This window comes from Amycolatopsis sp. DG1A-15b (assembly GCF_030285645.1).
Lineage (GTDB): Bacteria > Actinomycetota > Actinomycetes > Mycobacteriales > Pseudonocardiaceae > Amycolatopsis.
On sequence record NZ_CP127296.1, the window covers coordinates 8,460,722 to 8,478,236 of the forward strand.

16 protein-coding genes and 1 pseudogene are annotated in these 17,515 nt (G+C 68.2%); 7 read left to right on the plus strand and 10 right to left on the minus strand.

The window, feature by feature from the left end; genetic code table 11:
- Positions 1–4: 4 nt before the first annotated feature.
- The gene (locus tag QRY02_RS39255; RefSeq protein ID WP_285987793.1) at positions 5–736 is read left to right on the plus strand and encodes a type 1 glutamine amidotransferase; all 732 of its coding nucleotides are present in this window, start codon (positions 5–7) and stop codon (positions 734–736) included.
- Here the strand turns inward: QRY02_RS39255 and QRY02_RS39260 are convergent.
- Complete coding sequence (locus QRY02_RS39260) at positions 733–1,944, minus strand: ATP-grasp domain-containing protein (RefSeq protein WP_285987794.1); 1,212 nt, start codon at positions 1,942–1,944, stop codon at positions 733–735. The two genes, QRY02_RS39255 and QRY02_RS39260, sit on opposite strands and share 4 nt — an antisense overlap.
- A 206-nt stretch (positions 1,945–2,150) precedes the next feature.
- On the opposite strand from QRY02_RS39260, the pseudogene QRY02_RS39265 reads away from it, so the two are divergent.
- Together QRY02_RS39265 and QRY02_RS39270 are read left to right on the plus strand one after the other, a co-directional pair.
- Positions 2,151–2,513 (plus strand): annotated as a pseudogene (locus tag QRY02_RS39265) (acyl-CoA desaturase); the annotation flags it as partial.
- A 55-nt stretch (positions 2,514–2,568) separates the two neighbouring features.
- On the plus strand, positions 2,569–2,850 hold the full coding sequence (locus QRY02_RS39270; protein ID WP_285987795.1) for an iron-sulfur cluster biosynthesis protein: 282 nt from the start codon (positions 2,569–2,571) through the stop codon (positions 2,848–2,850).
- Positions 2,851–3,103: 253 nt separating this feature from the next.
- On the opposite strand, the gene QRY02_RS39275 is transcribed toward QRY02_RS39270, so the two are convergent.
- The 4 genes from QRY02_RS39275 to QRY02_RS39290 all read right to left on the minus strand — a co-directional run bounded on the left by QRY02_RS39275 (position 3,104) and on the right by QRY02_RS39290 (position 6,270).
- On the minus strand, positions 3,104–3,931 hold the full coding sequence (locus QRY02_RS39275) for a magnesium transporter CorA family protein (RefSeq protein WP_285987796.1): 828 nt from the start codon (positions 3,929–3,931) through the stop codon (positions 3,104–3,106).
- Between the two features lie 33 nt (positions 3,932–3,964).
- Positions 3,965–4,762, minus strand: coding sequence for a GAF and ANTAR domain-containing protein (locus tag QRY02_RS39280; protein ID WP_285987797.1), 798 nt, complete (start codon positions 4,760–4,762; stop codon positions 3,965–3,967).
- A gap of 5 nt (positions 4,763–4,767) precedes the next feature.
- Positions 4,768–5,466, minus strand: a complete 699-nt coding sequence (locus QRY02_RS39285; protein ID WP_285987798.1) for a GAF and ANTAR domain-containing protein — start codon at positions 5,464–5,466, stop codon at positions 4,768–4,770.
- A gap of 567 nt (positions 5,467–6,033) precedes the next feature.
- The gene (locus QRY02_RS39290; protein WP_285987799.1) at positions 6,034–6,270 is read right to left on the minus strand and encodes a hypothetical protein; all 237 of its coding nucleotides are present in this window, start codon (positions 6,268–6,270) and stop codon (positions 6,034–6,036) included.
- A 374-nt stretch (positions 6,271–6,644) separates the two neighbouring features.
- Here QRY02_RS39290 and QRY02_RS39295 point away from each other — a divergent pair, with 374 nt between their 5' ends.
- Positions 6,645–7,694, plus strand: coding sequence for a fatty acid desaturase family protein (locus QRY02_RS39295; protein WP_285987800.1), 1,050 nt, complete (start codon positions 6,645–6,647; stop codon positions 7,692–7,694).
- Here QRY02_RS39295 and QRY02_RS39300 read toward each other — a convergent pair.
- Together QRY02_RS39300 and QRY02_RS39305 are read right to left on the minus strand one after the other, a co-directional pair.
- A complete protein-coding gene (locus QRY02_RS39300) occupies positions 7,691–8,245 on the minus strand; it encodes an STAS domain-containing protein (RefSeq protein ID WP_353068137.1) in 555 nt (184 codons plus the stop codon). The two genes, QRY02_RS39295 and QRY02_RS39300, sit on opposite strands and share 4 nt — an antisense overlap.
- A 1,095-nt stretch (positions 8,246–9,340) precedes the next feature.
- Complete coding sequence (locus QRY02_RS39305; protein WP_285987802.1) at positions 9,341–10,255, minus strand: D-alanyl-D-alanine carboxypeptidase family protein; 915 nt, start codon at positions 10,253–10,255, stop codon at positions 9,341–9,343.
- A gap of 232 nt (positions 10,256–10,487) precedes the next feature.
- Here QRY02_RS39305 and QRY02_RS39310 point away from each other — a divergent pair, with 232 nt between their 5' ends.
- Positions 10,488–10,997 (plus strand): SixA phosphatase family protein, encoded by a 510-nt coding sequence (locus QRY02_RS39310; RefSeq protein ID WP_285987803.1) that lies wholly within the window; start codon positions 10,488–10,490, stop codon positions 10,995–10,997.
- A gap of 108 nt (positions 10,998–11,105) precedes the next feature.
- Positions 11,106–12,407 (plus strand): alginate lyase family protein, encoded by a 1,302-nt coding sequence (locus QRY02_RS39315; RefSeq protein ID WP_285987804.1) that lies wholly within the window; start codon positions 11,106–11,108, stop codon positions 12,405–12,407.
- 47 nt (positions 12,408–12,454) lie between these two features.
- On the opposite strand, the gene QRY02_RS39320 is transcribed toward QRY02_RS39315, so the two are convergent.
- From QRY02_RS39320 to QRY02_RS39330, 3 genes are all read right to left on the minus strand, one after another.
- On the minus strand, positions 12,455–13,171 hold the full coding sequence (locus QRY02_RS39320) for a S1 family peptidase (RefSeq protein ID WP_285987805.1): 717 nt from the start codon (positions 13,169–13,171) through the stop codon (positions 12,455–12,457).
- A gap of 172 nt (positions 13,172–13,343) precedes the next feature.
- Positions 13,344–13,715 (minus strand): hypothetical protein, encoded by a 372-nt coding sequence (locus tag QRY02_RS39325; RefSeq protein WP_285994054.1) that lies wholly within the window; start codon positions 13,713–13,715, stop codon positions 13,344–13,346.
- Between the two features lie 22 nt (positions 13,716–13,737).
- Positions 13,738–14,103 carry a hypothetical protein gene (locus QRY02_RS39330; RefSeq protein ID WP_285987806.1) on the minus strand — a complete coding sequence of 122 codons (366 nt, stop codon included), beginning with the start codon at positions 14,101–14,103 and terminating at the stop codon, positions 13,738–13,740.
- Between the two features lie 434 nt (positions 14,104–14,537).
- Here QRY02_RS39330 and lanKC point away from each other — a divergent pair, with 434 nt between their 5' ends.
- A complete protein-coding gene (gene lanKC, locus QRY02_RS39335) occupies positions 14,538–17,105 on the plus strand; it encodes a class III lanthionine synthetase LanKC (RefSeq protein ID WP_285987807.1) in 2,568 nt (855 codons plus the stop codon).
- Positions 17,106–17,515: the final 410 nt, after the last annotated feature.

Genomic DNA, 17,515 nt, shown 5'->3' on the forward strand with positions numbered 1-17,515 from the left:
GCGTATGCGCGCACTGTTTGTGCTGCACGACGCGGCATCGGAAACCGGGCTCATCGGCGCAGCGCTCCGCGAGCGTGGATGGCAGGTCGACGAACTGGTTGTCGTGCCCCAGGAACGCCACAACCAGCCTAATGTGACAAGGTCGTTTCCGGACAGGGCAGATTATGATCTACTCGTGCCGATGGGCGCGCCCTGGAACGCCAACGACGACCAGCACATCGGTAACTGGTTACGACCTGAACTACGTTGGCTGGCCGACACTGTTGCCGACGGTGGCGCAGTGTTCGGAATCTGTTTCGGCGCTCAAATCATGGCCAGGGCGTTGAGTGGCTCCGTGCACAGGGCGCCGGCGCCGGAAATCGGCTGGTGCACCATCGACTCCGACGAACTGGCCGCCGGACCGTGGTTCCAGTGGCACTTCGACCGCCTCACCGCGCCGGATGGCGCGACGGTTCTGGCCACCAACCAGGCTGGTACACAGGCATTCCGGATCGGCCGCAGTCTCGGCGTGCAGTTTCATCCCGAAGTGACGACGGCCTGCATCACACGATGGAGCGAAAACGCCGGTTCCCAGCACCTGCGGAACCTCGGCATGACAGTAGAAGCAATGATCGCCGACGCGGAGCAGCACGCCGACGCGGCACCAGGACGTGCGAGTGCCTTGGTCTCGTATTATCTGAATCGAGTCTTTCCGCCTAAGGCTGGATCCACCGGCAGATTCGCTGACGTGTCCTAGGATTGGCCTGGCTGGAGGCGCAGACCGGTGAGCAGGGTCGCGTCGGCGTTTGACATTCCGTCGATGTGCTCGCCGTCCCAGTTCATGTCGCCGACGACGGCGACGATGTGGCCTATGTGCTCGCGGAAGCTCTGTCCGACGGAGTGACACATAGCCAGCGCCGAGTACAGCGTCGGCAGCGGGTCGTTCCAGCCGCTGCCCGCGTCGCGGACCTGTGCGAGGTCGTCGATGGACTGGGGCAGGCGTTCCAGCTGGTCGGCGAAGCCGTCGGCCAGCACGGCGAGCGAGAGCTGTACTTGGCCGCCGGGCTCGAGCACGAAGGTCTCCGGCCGCGGGGCGAGCAGCCCCGCCGCCAGCTCCTCTCGGGGCATCAGCAGCAGGCCGTCGGTGGCGCGGGGATTGCACTCCACGAAGGTGAGGCCGTCATCGGTGATCAGGAAGTCGAAAGAGATCTGGCCGGTGTAGCCGAGCTCGGCCACGATCGGTTCGATCAGCTTCAACGACTCGGCGGCGTCGATCGCCTCGAACTGGATGCCGGTGCTGTGCCTGCGCTGCCGGGGGATCCGGTACATCAGATGGGAGCTCACCCGGCCCTGGTGGGCGGTGCTGTAGGTGCAGACCGTCTCACCGTCCAGGAAAGGCTGCACCAGCCACGGGGATGCTGGCGTGGGGTGAACGTCGTCGATCTCGAGTGCATCGGCCAGCGGGCCGGTGTTGGTCAGGCAGCAGACCCCGCCGCGTGAGAAGACGCCGCGGGCGAAGTACCGGTCGAAGCGACCGGTAGTCTCGCGCAGCTCCTCGTCGGAGGTCACCACGACCGTCTCGGGGATCGGAAGCCCGAGTTGGGTGACCAACCGAGCGAAGGCTCCCTTGTCATGCAGCCGGGCGAGCGTCCTGAAGGGTGATGCGAACACTTTGGTGGCCTGGCTGAACCGCTCGATCTGGGTCGAGATGTAGAAGGCCTCCTCGTAGGCCGGCACGATCACGTCGATCTCGTGCTCCCGGACGATCCGCTCCAGCTCGGCGAGGAAGCCCGCGGTGTCGCTGCGCGGCGAGGGATAGACGAAATGACCCGCGAGGTACTTCGAGTGGTTACCCGGCGACAGTACGTGATCATCAGCGGCGTAGATCTCGCGGCCCTCGGCCGCGAGCTTGCGCACCATGCCCAGCGCGAATGGCATCCGCGAGCTCGTGATCAGCACCTTCACAGGTCCACCTCCGCTAGCGAAAGACCGAGACGAAGGACTGAGCGAGCACGAGCAGCCCGCCCAGCGTCACCGGGCGCGTCCTGGCGACCGCTCGCAGCCAGCTTCGCACGTTTGGCCGGGTTGCCGTCAGCACCAGACAGAGCAGAGCAGATGATCGCCACCTGACGCGAGTCGGTCTACCGGTCGCGGACGCTCAGCGCGGATCGTGGGCCGCGCTGACCGCGTTCCTCTGGGCCGGGCTGGCGCGGGTGTCCCTGCAGCACCACGTCACCTGGTCGGTCAACTCGATCTGTCACATAATCGGCAGCCGCCCGTTCACCAACCGCGACCGCTCCGCCAACTTCTGGCCGTTGGCGATCCTGTCGATGGGCGAATCGTGGCACAACTCCCACCACGCCGACCCCACCTGCGCCCGCCACGGGGTGCTCCCCGGGCAGGTCGACATCTCCGCCCACGTCATCCGGATCTTCGAGAAACTCGGCTGGGCCACCAAGGTCCGCTGGCCCACCCCGCAACGCCTCGCCAGGATGACCGCCCCACGGAGCGACAACGGGAAGCCTGCCGGGTGAACCCCACCATTTCCGCGATCACCGTAGGCAGAAGGCGAGACCGTCGATGTTCACCATGACCGAATCGGCCACCGAAGCGATCAACCAGCTCACCGCGGCCCAGAACGTCCACGCCGAAGGCGGCCTGCGCCTGACCATCGACGGTCCTCCCGAGGAGGCCGCCGAGCTGAAGGTCGAGGTCGCCGCGCGCCCGATGGCCGGCGACCGCGTCATCACCACCGCGAACACTCAGGTGTTCCTCGGCCGCGAGACCCGGGTCCACCTTGCCGACAAGGTCCTCGACGTCCGCAAAGACATCGACGGGCACTACACATTCCTGATCACGACCCCGAATTGACGCACGAGCCGGACTCGACGAGCGCCTCGCGTGCCACGGCCTGCGGGCGGCCGGTCCGCGTCGAGCGGGTTCGCGGCGGTCAACCACAGGCGATGCCTGACGAACCCACGAGGACGGGAGACCGACCTGCTTGCGAGGGCGCGCGACGACGAGAGCCGGCGAAGAAGCACCTGCTCGACCCTCACCTGGATCGCCCGCCGCAAGTCAAGGTCATGATCACGGCAGTGAAGGTTCGCCGTCCTTGAACCCATTCTCAGAGCCAGCCGCGGCGTTTGAAGACGGTGTAGAGGCCGCCGGAGAGGGCGAGGATGGCGATGGTCGAGGTCCAGAATCCCCAGGGTTGCTGGAGTCCGGGGTAAGGGATGTTCTGGCCGTAGAAGCCGGTGATGGCGGTGGGGACGGCGATGATCGCGGCCCAGCTTGTCACTTGTTTCATGATGGTGTTGAGCCGGTTTCCCTGGATGTTGAGCTGGGTGTCGCGGATGGTGGCGACGAGGTCGCGCAGGGACTCGGTCCATTCCGAGGCGCGCAGGACGTGGTCGTAGACGTCTTGGTAGTCGACCCGTCGCAGGGTCACCAGGCTCTTGCGCAGCCGCAGCGAACGTCGTTGCTGGACGGCGTCGAAGTGGCTGTCCACCACGTAGTCCAGCAGGCCGTGCACCAGGTATCCGACGCCGCTGCCGGCGAGGTCTTCGGCGTCGTCCCAGCGCTGCACAACGGCATCGATGTCGAAGTCGTCGCTCTTGCGGACGGTCACGAGTGTCTGCTCGGTGATGAACGCCGACACTTCGATGGTCTGAAGTTCACCCGAAGGGGTGTCGAGGTGAACGGCGTAGGCGTTGAGGAACCCGTGGGTGTCGTAGCGGTCGACCTTGGGCCGCTGCTGGGCGTGCAGGGCATCCTCCACCGCCAGCCGGTGCAGGCCGAGTTCCTCGCCGATGGTCGCGAAGTCGTCTTCGGTGGGAGCCGCCATGTCCAGCCACACCACCGCGGTGGGATCGGCGAGGTGATCGGAGATGTCGGCGACCGGGAAGTCTTCGGCTTCCAGGTCGCCGTCGCGGTAGAGCCGGGTTCGTGCCATGGCGGGTAACGGTAGTCCCGCGCGCGGGAGCCGTCAGGGGCGTGACCGGGCGGCGTACGCGATGATCGCCTGGACGTCGGCAGTACCGTCGGCGACGTCGCGGGACAGGTCGGCGAGCCGCTGGTTGTGCGCGCGGGCGTAGCCGCGCAGTGCGCTGAAGGCGTGTTCCATGTCCGGGTCTCCGCTTTGCGCGGAAAGCGAGCCCTTGGCCTGCTCGATGATCACGCGGCTGTTGAGAGCGGTCTGGAGCTGCTCGGTGAGGATGTCGCCGCGGTCGATGGCGCGGTGCTGCAGCAGCCCGATGGTCGCGATGTCGGCCAGCGCCTGGGCCAGGGCGGTGCGGTCCGGGTCTTCCGGCACGGGTTGGGTGTTGAACAAGGTCAGCGCGCCGATGACCTGGCGGCGCAGTCGCATCGGGATCGCTTGTGCAGCACGGAATCCGGCGGCATCTGCTGCTGCTGTGAAGCGCGGCCACCGGTCGGCGTCGCGGAGGAGGTCGGTGCTGAGCACGGGACGTCCGCTGCGGACGCATTCGATACACGGCCCGTCGTCGGCCTGCACCGCGAGGGTTTCCAGTAGCCCGGCCCGTTCGGAGGAGGCTGCGGCCATGCGCAGCCGGCCGTCGGGGTCGGTCAGGACGACACCGGCGGCGGAGACTTCCATCAGGTGCAGGCACTGCTCGACGAGGGTGCGCAGGAAGTCGGCGACGTCGAAGTCATCGACGAGGGTGTCCGCGAGTTCCACGAAGGTGCGGGCGAGCAGCCGTTCACGGTGTGCGGCCGTGGCGGTACCGACCGGTGCGGACGCGGCGTCATGCGGGATTCCTGGCATGTCTGTCACTCTTCCGTCTGTAGGTGCAGCTCGTGGCCGACGATCTGCCTGCCCACCTCGTTGAGGGTCAGCTGGTGGGTGTAGGCGTGGGCACGGATCCGCAACAGGGCGTCTTGCACGCTCACGCCCAGTTGGATCGTGAGGATGCCGGTGGCCTGATGGACCGCGTTGTGCACGTCGCCCTGCCCTCGCAGCCTCGTGCTGCCCGGCGCCTCGACATCGTCCAGCAGAGCCACCGTGGCGGCCTCGGCCAGCGTGAACGCGCCGGAAAGCTGCTGCCCGGTCATCGGCCCCGAAGTGGTGCGGTGCAGGTTCAGTACACCGAAGCGGGCCGCACCGACCTGCAACGGGAATGAGCAGACCGCCGCCACGCCGAACCCGGCAGCGCCGGGAACGAACACCGGCCATCGGCGATGTTCGAGCTCGAGATCCGGCACGATCACGGGCCCCCCGGAATTGTAGGCGTCCACGCTGGGGCCTTCACCCACGGTGAGCTGCAGGTCCTCCAGCTTCACCCCGGCGTCGTCGGTGGCGTGCAGCAAGACCTGGGAACCCTCGGTCAGGGGGCCGCCCATCACGCTCACACCGGCTCCGGACACAGCCAGTTCGGTGACACACAGCCCACAGATGCGCCGGACCACCTCAAGGCCGCCGCCCGAGTCGCCGAGAAGCGCCAGGAGCCGTTCAGAGCCGCTATCGGCCATGGCAGGCCTCGTTCCAGCGGCGGCTGAGGCGAGTACATCCGACCTTGATCACGTTTGCGCAGCACACACCGCCTGGGGACGCGTGGTGTTCCTCGCCGCACTCACCATTCATCATGATTCGGGCCCTCGGCTCGCCGTACTCGGACGTCAGCACCAGGGACCGGGGTGCCACCACGTCGCATTCTACTCATCGCCGTTCACAACGCAGTCAGAAGTGCGACGGTCCGGTATCTCTTCGGTTCGGGCACGGTTTCGGATCTTGTGAAAGTCAGTCAGCCTGCCTCCCGGTCGAGACCGCGTTCGTCGGGCCGGACCCCGGCGGTTGACTGGTCCAGCACCGGGCATCGCCTGTACACGGCTTTGGCCTTGACGTCGCGGCGGGTGCGAGGCGCCCGCCTTCTCCGCCGGGGTGGAAGAACAGGTCTCCGGCCGGCCGGTCACGAGCTGAACATGGCGACCCGAATGGAACCCGCAAACAGCCGGCGCAGCAGCGCGGGGGATGCGGCTTCCGCAGTTCGACGTTACGCCGACTGCTCGGCGCCCTCCCATGGGGCGGCCGGAACGCCGTCAGCTTTGGCAGGGGTGCTTCTCCCGTGCCTCGCGGAGGGCCGTTCCCCGCCAGGCCAGTTGGTCGAGCATGGTCTTCGCGGCGGCGTTGCAGCCGGTGGTGTCCTTCGGCTGGCCGTCCTTGCCGAACAGTTCCCAGACGTTGTGGAAGCTGACGGTGTCGCGCACGCTGACCGCGCGCGGTTCGGCCATTCCCTGCCCGCGGTCGCGGTCAACCTTGTCGCCGAAGTGGCGCACGGAGACGATGTAGAGCCGCCCGCATCCGCCGACGACGGTTCTCCACCATCGGTCCTCCAGGCGCTCGACCTTCGTGCGACTACCCGCAGCTTACGGCTCCGACACGCGCAGGTAGCGACGAACGGACTCGCCTGTCCGGCGCGCGTCGGCCGGTCTCCGTGATCGAGCGGTTGGTCACGGGGCAGCGTCCCTCGTCACCACAGGGCGTTATCCGGACGGTCAAGGCGCACCGCCACAAAAGTCGTCGCGTCGCGCGCTCGGAGAAACGACACCCGATCTGATCTTGTTTACCGCCGAGCAGGTCCGGGAACCCGAACCGGGTAAAGAGTGGGTGCCCCAGTCCCCGGCGCCGCAGGACTTGGGGAAGGACATACATGACTGCGTCTCCGGTGAGCGCCGAGGCTGGCGCGCGCGCGACGTCGCGCAACGACTTCGGTGATCTCGGTCGCCTCGTGCGAGGCGAAGGATTGCTCGACCGGCGTTATGGTTACTACGCGGTGAAGATCAGCCTCACGCTGCTCGCCCTGGTCGGCGGTTGCGTGGCGTTCGTGCTGCTGGGCGACTCGTGGTGGCAGCTGGCGACCGCGGTGTTCTTCGCCGTGATGTTCGCCCAGATCGCGTTCCTCGGCCACGACGCGGGCCACAACCAGATCTTCCGCACCGGCCGAGCCAACGACCGCCTCGGCTACGCTCTCGGCGGGGTCATCGGCATGAGCTACGGCTGGTGGATGGGCAAGCACACCCGGCACCACGCCAGTCCCAACCACGAGGACGACGATCCCGACATCGACATCCCGCTGCTCGCCTTCACCCGCGGGCAGACCGGCGACAAGCGCGGGCTCGTGCGCTGGACGTCGAAGCACCAGGCGTTCCTGTTCTTCCCGCTGTTGCTGCTGGAAGGGCTGAGTCTGCACTGGTCCGGCATCCAGGCCGTGCGGGACGACGAGGTCAAGCACCGCCGGCTCGAAGCGGTGCTGCTGTTCGCCCACATCGGTATCTACCTCGGCGCGGTGTTCGTGGTGCTGTCCCCGCCGGTGGCGCTGGCGTTCATCGCCGTCCACCAGGGACTGTGGGGCATGTACATGGGCTGCTCGTTCGCGCCGGGCCACAAGGGCATGCCCACCTACACCGACAAGACGAAGCTCGACTTCCTGCGCAAGCAGGTGCTCACCAGCCGCAACGTCCGCGGCGGCCCGTGGGTCGACTTCACCCTCGGCGGGTTGAACTACCAGATCGAGCACCACCTGTTCCCGAGCATGCCGCGCGTCAACCTGCGCCGCGCGCAGCCCCTGGTGCAGAAATTCTGCGCCGACCACGGGATCGACTACGCCCAGTGCGGGCTGTTCAAGACCTACTACTACGTCCTGCGGCACCTGCACGAGGTCAGCGCACCGCTGCGCGCCGGGAGCGCACCTGCCCGCTAGCCGCGGAGTCGAGCGCGCTCAGCGCTATCGGCTGCGGCCCGCCGAATCGCCTGACCTACGGTGAGATCGGTACCGACGGGAGCGGTCAGCGCCGCGTCGAGGGAGTCGTACACCGCCAGGTACTGGTCCAGCTCGGTGAGGCTCAGCGGCCGCCGGGTGACCCTGCCGGTGGCCACCACCCGCAGCCAGGTCCGCTGCTCGGCTCGCCGGCGGGCCTCGACCAGGACGGTCAGTCCGGCGCACCCCAGGAACCGGACCTGCGACAGATCCACCACCACAAGGCGCGTACGCGCCGCTAACGCGTGCTCGAGAACGTTGTGCATCTCGGGCGCGGTATGGGCGTCCACCTCCCCTGCCACCTGTACGACCAGAGACCACGGATGGCGCAGCGCAGTAACCGTCAGCGGTACCGGGTACCGATCGTCGTCGCTGGGACTCCTCGCAGGCGCGGGGGCCTCCGCGGGGACGACTCGAAGATGACGGTTGACGTTCTGTGTCGGGTTTGTCACGACCAGCTCCAGATCTGGCCGACCGCTACTCGCCTGCCGCACTCACGGGTACGGGCCTACGAGACAAGTGCAGCCTGCTCACGAACGGTGTTCGTCGTGAGAGCGAGGTCCAGGCACTCCCGGCGGGGAGTCACCACCTTACCGCCTTTCGAATCTCGCAGCGACTGGTCGTGAACCCGATCGCGCAGCCGCGCAATTCCAGGCTTGTGATCCCAGCGCACAGGGCATGTCCAGCAGCGATGAGGGACCATGCGCTCGGGGTTCGGGACCACCGTGAACGCCGGAGCAGCGCCGCTTCCACCCACCGTGCCGCTCTGGCGACCAGACATCACCTACCGCCCTGGTCGGCCTGCGCCGTCGCGTGACGACCACACCCGACCTCGTCGAATCCCAGCTGCCGAGTGCAGGCGATGCTGGCCTGGACGGTAGGTGAACTTCAACCTCGGCGAGGTGGCGTGGGGCGAAGAGTTTGCTGATCGATCATCGGGTACTGGGGGCTTACAAGCGCTGCCCCAGCCCCCGGCGGCACGAATCCGTGCGTCGACTTGGGAGCAGCAGTGGTGACCGACAGCGACAACTCCAGGCTCTGCCGGACGCTGCTGCAGCGGGCTGGGCAGGCCACACCACCGCGTTCGCCGAACTGTACGACCGCACCGCACCAGAGGTGTTCGGGCTGCTCTGCGGCATCCTGGAGGACGTGAACCAGGCCGAAGACAGCACCCTCGAGGACCGACGTTGGTGACCCCGGGCATCGCCGTTTCCGGGCAGGCCTGGACCTCTTCGGTGTGGACGAACCCGCCGTGGGTGAGCTGGGTGTAGCCGCGGCCGGTGCCGCCGCTGGCCTCGCGGATGGCCTGCTGGACGGTGTGCAGCGGGGTGCTGGCTCCGCAATGGGCCAGAATCGTGGGTAGTGCGTCTCCGATGGGGCTCGGTGACACTCACCGATATTGGTTTCCCGTAGACTTTTAATCCGTAGGTTCTGGGTTCGAGCCCCAGGCGGCCCACTCTCGACATCCTCGCTGACCGGCGGGGATGTTCGTGTTTGGCCGATCTGGTGAGCCTCGAAGATGACCGCGCTGCGGTGGCGACGGCCGCCTGGTCGGCGACCGCCACCACCGGCGCTTCATCCAAGCGCTATCAGAGCGCGTACTGGAAGTAGATCTCCCGGGTGAGCTCGGTGATCCGGCTGGCGGAGTCCTGCCAGGACAGCGTGGTCGGCTCCAGGGTCAGCACCACGATGATCTTTTCGTTGTCCGCGCCCACCGTGCCGCTCGTGTGCATCGCGCGGCTGGTCAGGTCGATGTCCTGGGCGCCGGTCGTGCCCTCGCCGCTGGACGCGATCGCGGTGGCCGCCTTGACCTCCGGCGACTTCAGCACGCGCAGCATTTTGGCGTTGGTCTCCGAGCATTCCTGACCGGGGGCCGGCGCGGCACCGAAACCGGACCAGCCCTGCTTGACCGCCCTCGGCCCGGGCACCGCGCTCGGAATGCCGAACGACTGGTCGAAGCCGTCCGATCCGCACTTGGTCGACAGCGCCAGGTTGCCCATGATGAAGTCGCGGTACTTCGGGTTCGCCTCGTGCAGGATGTACTGGTAGGTCTTGGCGATGTCCGCGGCGCTGATCGCGGTGTAACCCCACTTGCCGCGGGCGGTGGGCGGCGCGGTGTCGGTGAGACCGAGCTTGGTGACCATCCGCTTGACGATCTCGTCCCAGCCGTCGCGCACCCACAGTGTGCTGGCGGCGTCGTCGTTGCTGGACCGCAGCATCGGCTCGAGCAGCGCCAGATCGTCGGCGGGGATTTCGTAGTCGGGGCCGTGCGATTCGAGGTAGTCAAGGGCGATGAACAGCTTGACCAGCGAGGCCGAGCGGTACTGCTTGTGCTCGTCGGAGCCGAAGGTCTGGCCGGTTTCCTGATCCACGACGAGGTAGCTGGCGGTCATTCCCTCGGGAAGGTCGACAGAAGACGTCGCCGCCGAAGCAGGCGCGGCCGCCATCGCCACACTGGCCACGACACCGGTCGCGATCGTTGCCAGACGTCGGATTTTCCCCACGCTAACCACCCCAGATCCGCTAGATCAACTTTATTCGGGGGTCACCCTATCGGGTCAGCGGTCCAGTGCGACCAGGAATGGCAGCATGCCGCACTGCATCGCGGCCTGATGCGCCGGCGGCGTGGCAAGCGTTGCCGAGCGGGCCCATCGCCCGCTGCCGACCCAGCGCTGAGCGGAAACCAGGCGCTGGAGCGATCCGCTCCAGCGCCCTTTCGCCGTTAGGGTGGCGGGCATGGACGCGACCAGGTGGCTCATCGTTGTCCGGCACGCGAAGTCGGACTGGTCGGAGGGCCTGCCCGACCACGAGCGGCCCCTCGCGCCCCGCGGTCTCCGTGATGCGCCTCGGCTCGGCCGGTGGCTCGCCGCGGAGGGACACGTTCCCGAGCTGGTCGTCTGCTCCACCGCGCGTCGCACGCGGGAAACCTGGCTGCGCGTGAGCGACGAGCTCCCCGCTCCGCCGCCCGTCGAGTACGACGACGACCTCTACGGCGCCGACGTCCGCGAGCTGCTGAACGCCGCCCGCCGGACGCCACCCGATGTCACCATGCTCGCGCTGGTCGGGCACGCGCCCGGCGTCAGCGACGTGACGCTGCACCTCGCCGGGCAGGGGGAGAAGACGCTGCCGGTCCAGACCAAATTCCCCACCGGCGCCGCAGCCGTGCTCGCGACCACGGACCCCTGGGACGACCTTCGCACGGCCCGGCTCGTCGCCTTCTTCCAGCCGCGCGACTTCACCGGCTGACGGCCCGTTGGTCCGGTGGTTTGGACCAGGCATTGCTTCCTGGATGTTCACATGCGTACTCTCCATTCACTCACAGGTCTGATGTTCATATTTGTGAATGGAGCGGACATGGTTTTCCGCCACACCGTCGTGGCCGCGCTCGCCGCACTCGGCCTCGTCGCCTCTTTCGCCGCGCCGGCCGAGGCCGCGTCGCGACCCACCGGCTGCACCGTCCCGGTCATCGGGCCGGTGTGCGCACCCGCAACCGCCGTTCTCGACGGCAATCAGCTGCTTCGCACGAAATTCGCCGCGCTCGTCGGCGACAAGACGTCACGCACCGCGCTGAACGACCTGCTCACGGCCGCGAGAAGCGACCTCACGGCGGGGCCGTGGAGCGTCACGTCGAAGAAACAGGTCCCACCCAGTGGCGACAAGCACGACTACCTGAGCCTCGCGCCCTACTGGTGGCCGACGACGCAGCCGACCGCCGAAAACCCGTGGGGCTGCCCGTTCGTGCAGCGCGACGGCCAGCGCAACCCGATCGTCGACGAGATCACCGACCACGCCTACCGTGGTCAGGCGTTCGCCGCGATCTACCGGCTCGCGCTCGCCTGGTACTACACCGGGGACGCGCGGTACGCCCGGCGCGCGGCGCTCGACCTGCGCACCTGGTTCCTCGACGCGGCCACGAAGATGAACCCGAACATGAACTTCGCCCAGGGCATCCCGTGCAAGGTGGACGGCCGTGGCATCGGCATCATCGAGTTCTCCTACACGCTGAGCCAAGTCGTCGACGCCACCGCGATCCTCGCCACCGGCGCGCCCGGCTGGACGAAGACCGACCAGACCGGCATGACCGGCTGGTACACGCAGTTCCTGGACTGGCTGCGCACCAGCAAGAACGGGACCGACGAAGCCAAGGCGCAGAACAACCACGGCAGCTTCTACGACATGCTCGTCGCCGCGCTCGCCCTCGGCACGGGGCAGCGGGACCTGGCCGCGGCCATCGCGCGGGACGCCGGACCCGGCCGGATCGCACCACAGATCCAGGCGGATGGCTTGCAGCCGCAGGAGACGAGCCGGACGCGCAGCTGGCACTACTCGGCGTTCAACCTGGTCGCCTTGACCCGGCTCGCGCAGATCGGCAAGCACGTCGGCGTCGACCTGTGGCACTACACGGCACCGAGCGGCGCGACGCTGTTCGGCGCGGTCGACCTCCTGATCCCGGGCGCCACGCAGGGGCAGCCGGCGTGGCCGTACCCCGAGCTGGACTTCCGGCCGTACGCGGCGCTGGACGTCCTGCACGCGGCGGCCGATGCGGGCGACCGGGCGGCTCGCGCGGCGCTGCCCCGGGTGCCGGTGGAGCCGGGCGGCGACCTCTATCCGGTGCGACCGGCCGCGGAACAGCTCGACGACATTTCGACGTCCTGACGGCAAAAGGGCCCGGCCTTTCGCGGCCGGGCCCTTTCTCGGCGGAATCAGACGCCCGCCACCTGCGAAATCCAGCTGCGATAACGCGTGATGTTCGTGTACGCGGTGTTGTTCGACCGATCGCTGGTCGAAGCGACGCCGACCTGGCGGCCGGAAGCGAACATCGGGCCACCGGAGTCGCCGCCGGCGGTGATGCCGTTGACGCGGTTCGCGCAGACGGCGACGCCGCCGGTGTAGTCGCTGCAGCTGATCGAGTTCACCCGCACGGTCGCGACCTTCAGGTACCTCGACTGGCAGTTGATCTCGGAGCCGCACTGGCTGGTCGCGCCCCAGCCGTAGACCGAGACGTTCTGGCCGACCGAGACGTCACCGACGCTGCCGAGCGGCGAGTAGGTGGCGCTCACCGAGGTGGTGAGCCGGACGATCGCCAGGTCGGCGGATCCGGGGTACCGCGTGATGGTGGAGCCGGTGGCCATCGTCCCGCCGCTCGACTGGTCGAGGCTGCCGATGCGGAACGTGTAGGTGCCGGAGCTGCTCACGCAGTGCTTGGCGGTGAGGATGTACTGCGGGGCGATGATCGTCGCGGTGCAGTTCTGCTGACCGTTGACGAACAGCCGGGCCGCCCAGGGGCCACTGGTGGCGGTGCTGCCGCCGATGATCGACGGCTGGGCCTGCGGGGTGCTGTCGGCGGCCGCCGGACCGCCGAGGCCGACGACGGCCAGTGCGGTGCTCGCGGCCAGCAGGACGAACTTGCCGAATTTCACGCTCACTCCTTTTCACGCGGGGGAGAACCGCGTGGGGGAAAAGCCGGTGGGGACCGAACTCGAAGATTGTCCGAGTTTTCGGTGAATGTCCGGAACCGACGAAAGTCGCCGGTCGAATCCGTATTTATTCCCCGGAGTGGGCTACGTGCAGTTCCCGTACTGTTCCGCGCGCTCAGGCGGCGATCTTCACCGGTGCGGTCTTCCGCAGCCAGTACAGCCCGACGATCGGCAGCACGAGCGGGATGAACAGGTACCCCTCGCCGTAGACGGACCAGACGGTCGGGTGCCGGAAGGCGGCCGCGTCGACGAGGCTCAGCGTACCGATCGTCAGCACGCCCAGCAGTTCGATCGAGCAGGCGACGAGGGCCACCCGCCACCAGCCGTCACCGCGGCGGGCCAGCGCGATCGTCGCGACGATGTAGACGGCCGCGGCGAACGCCGAGAGCAGGTAGGCGAGCGGGGCTTCGTGAAACTTCGTGCCGATCTGGACGCCGGCCCGCGACGTCGCGGCCAGCGCGAAGATCGCGTACACGGCGACGAGCACCCGTCCGGGGCCGCTGGCCGTCCTACGCTGTTGCTCCACTCCACACCTCGTTCAGTCGCAGCACCATCACCGGGATGGCCAGGCAGGCGATACCGAGCACGGCGGTGCTCGACCGGCTCCGCTCGGCCAGCGCCCAGGCGGCGCCGACGGGCAGCACGACCAGGCAGCCGATCAGGTAGGCCAGGTACGTCGCCAGGCTGCCGGGCCGGTCACCGCCGGCGAGCAGCACGATCCCGATCACCAGCTGCACGACCAGCAGCAGTTCGAGGACCGCGAGCGCGATCAGCAGCGGGTTGTCCGGGAGCCGGTTCCGAGCCGACTGGACGAAGCTCCAGAGCGCGACGAGCGTGGCAGCCACGGCGACCGTCACGGCGAATCCGAAGACCACCCGTTCCTCCTTCCGGTCCGCCGGCCGCCAACTTACTCCGTGGTACCGGCGGGCCCGTCCGCCGAGGTGCCGCGGGCGTGGCGCGGACCACCGCGATCCGACGTGTCCCCACGTGACGGGTGCCTACCGGGAAAATCGATCACCGGACAGCCTTGATGGCAAATTGCCAATTCGGTGGAATTTTCATCCGGATCCTTTGGTGGGCCTGCTGACATGTCGGAAAGGCCTTCGTGTTACACCACTATGGTGTGGTAGCCGGACTGGACAAAATCACCCTGAGTTCGACTACTGGCCGGTAGTCGCCCTTTTTGTCTACCTCGGATAGCCCAGTTGAACCGCCGGGTTGGCGGATTGGCGCAGAGGGGTCCGGCATGGGGGAATATCTCTTGTCCCGGGGCAGTCATGCCCGGGGGTCGCACGGAGGGGTATCTCGGATGGACCTGCGCTACGAAGCATTTTGCTTCGCCGACCCGTTGTTCTACGACGAACAGCGGGAAAACGGTGCGCCGGTCGAGGATTTCTCCCCGGCGCTCTCCGCGTCGGTGGCAGGGTGGGTCACCACGGACCGCGGAGTGTGGCGCGCGAGGCACCCTGACGGCCGTGTTCTCCCCGCCCAGGGCTGGCAGGTCCACGTTTCGGCCGGTCTGGACAACGCGAGCCGGGTGCTCGCGCAGGTGTACGAGTCCTGTACCGAGCATGCGGTCGCCTACAAGCACCTCCGCTCGCCGCTGACGTTGCTGGCGCGGAATTCGAAATACGCGTCCAGCGACAGCGAGGTCGAGCTGGCGACTATTTATCCGGCTGACCACAACGAACTCGAGCGAGTGCTCGCAGACCTGTCAACGCGGCTGGAAGGTGAGCACGGCCCCGGAATTCCGAGCGCCTTGCGGTACGGCGACGGACCCGTCTACGTGCGTTACGGCGGATTCGCCGAACAGTGGGTCGAGCACGATGGCAACCGCGTCCCGGCCGTCCGCAAGCCGGACGGCCGGCTGGTACCCGAGAAGCGGGAACCGACGTTCTCCGTGCCCGACTGGGTCAAGCTCCCCGCCTGTTTGCGAAGCAGCATCACCGCGGGCAAAGCGGGTGCCCGGGCCCAGTTTCCCTACCGGATGGTGAGGCCACTCCACGCCTCCAACGGCGGCGGCAGCTACCTCGCCGACCCGAAGGCGGGCGGCAACCAGGTCGTCCTCAAGGAGGCCCGCCCGTACGCAGGGCTCGACGAGGCGCGGATCGACGCCGTCGAACGGCTGCGCCGAGAGCACGAGGTGCTCGCCCGGCTCGCCGGCATCCCGGGCGTGCCGCGCGTGGTCGAGTGGTTCACCGTTTCAGAGCGCCGCTACCTGGCCACGGAGTACCTGCCGGGGATCTCGCTGGCCGGCTGGCTGACCCGCAACTACCCGCTGACCAGACGCAGCACGACGACCGCCGACCTCGCCGCGTACGCGCGCCGCGCGCTGGAGATCGTCGAGGGAGTGGAGAAGGCAATTGCCGAAGCCCACGCCCGCGGCATCGTGCTGGGCGACCTGCACCCCCTGAACATCTTGGTCGACGAAGACCACCACGACCGGATCTCCCTGACCGACTTCGGGACGGCGTTCGACGCCGAGTCCGCCGACCGCCCGGCACCGGGCACGCCCGGCTTCCGCGCTCCGGCCGACCGCACCGGCTTCGCGGTCGACGAGCACGCGCTCGCAGCGTTGCGGCTGTGGTTGTTCCTGCCGCTAACGCCCCTGGTCGAGCTCGCTCCGGCGAAGCTTCGTCGTATCGCCGACTTCGTCGAACGCAGATTCCCGCTACCCGAGGGATACGCCGACGCCGCGGTCGCGGTGCTGTCCCCACGTGAAGTCCCCGCGGAGCCGGCACCGGGCCACACCGAGCTCGACCACGACAAACCCGACTGGTCGCTGGTCCGCAAGCAGATCGCCGAGGCGATCCTCGCCAGCGCGACACCCTCGCGTCACGACCGGCTGTTCCCCGGCGACATCGAACAGTTCCGCGTCGGCGGTGCGTGCTACGGGGTCGGGGCCGCCGGCGTGCTGCACGCTCTCGACGTGGCCGGGGCCGGCCGCTTCCCTGAGCACGAACGCTGGCTGATCGAATCGGTCCGTCGTGAGCCGCCGACCCGGCCCGGCTTCTACGACGGCAGCTCCGGCATCGCCTACGTGCTGGAGAACTTCGGGCACTACGACGAGGCCGGCAAGCTGCTGGCGACGTCCACGCGGCTCGTCGAGCAGACGACTGACCACTCTCTCGAGAGCGGCTTGGCCGGCATCGGGTTGACGATGCTGCACTTCGCGACGGTTCGCCAGGACAACGAGTTCGGGCGCCAGGCGCTGACCACGGCCGTCCGGCTCGCCGAGGCGCTCGAGACCGCGGCGCCGCCGGGGAACTCCGCCCGGGCCGGCTTGCTGTCCGGCTGGGCCGGGCCGGCGTTGCTCTTCATCCGCCTCTTCGAGCGCACCGGCGAGTCGGCCTGGCTCTCCTTCGCCGACCAGGCGCTGTGCCGCGACCTCGAAGAGTGCATCGAAGCCGACGACGGCTCGTTGCAGGTCCGCGACGGTGTGGCCCGCACGTTGCCCTACGCGGGCGTCGGCAGCGCCGGGATTCTCCTGGTTGCCGAGCAGTTGGCGCGCCACCGCCCGGACGCGGAGGCCGCTGACAGCATTCCCGCTCTTCGTGAGGCGTGCCTCGGCGAGTTCGTCGTCCAGCCCGGCCTGCTCAACGGCCGGTGCGGATTGGCGGTCGCGCTGGCCGCGAACCCGGACGCGGAGCAGCCGAGCCGTGCGGCGGCGATCGACCGGCACCTGGCGTGGCTGGCCTGGTATGCGGTGCCGTACAAGAACGGCCTCGCGTTCCCGGGCAACCGGTTGCTACGGCTCTCGATGGACGTCAAGACCGGCGGCGCAGGGATCCTCCTTTCTCTGGCTTCGCTCTTCGACGGCAGCGAGGTGTTGCCCTTCCTGGGTGGCACGCCGATCTACCCGGCTGCTGGTCGCTGACCGAAATCGCCACGACGTCCGGCGTGGGCCGCCGCTGACTGCTTCAGGCTGCACGCACGAAGGCCAAGCAGCGCTTCACGTCCAGCCGCATTAGGCAGTGAGGAGCTCGACGGCCGGGTCAACGCGGCACAGCCGGTACAACCGCCCAGTGTCGGGCGGCCGCTGCCTGCGGTAGTGGCGGGCCGCCGCCGGGGCGCCTTCCGGCGACGGGTCCGCGACCGACCAACAGGCCGACTGCGGGTGGAGGTCGCGATCGTCGGCGGGGCGCCTGCCGGCGACGACTCCGCGATCTCCACCTGCCACATGGGGCAGTGGCGCGTCCGCTCCCGGGGCGTCTGCCGGAAGCGGACGCGCGACCACCACTGTTTGGTCCACTTCCGTGCTCGGGTGCCGCGACCGTCGGCGGGACG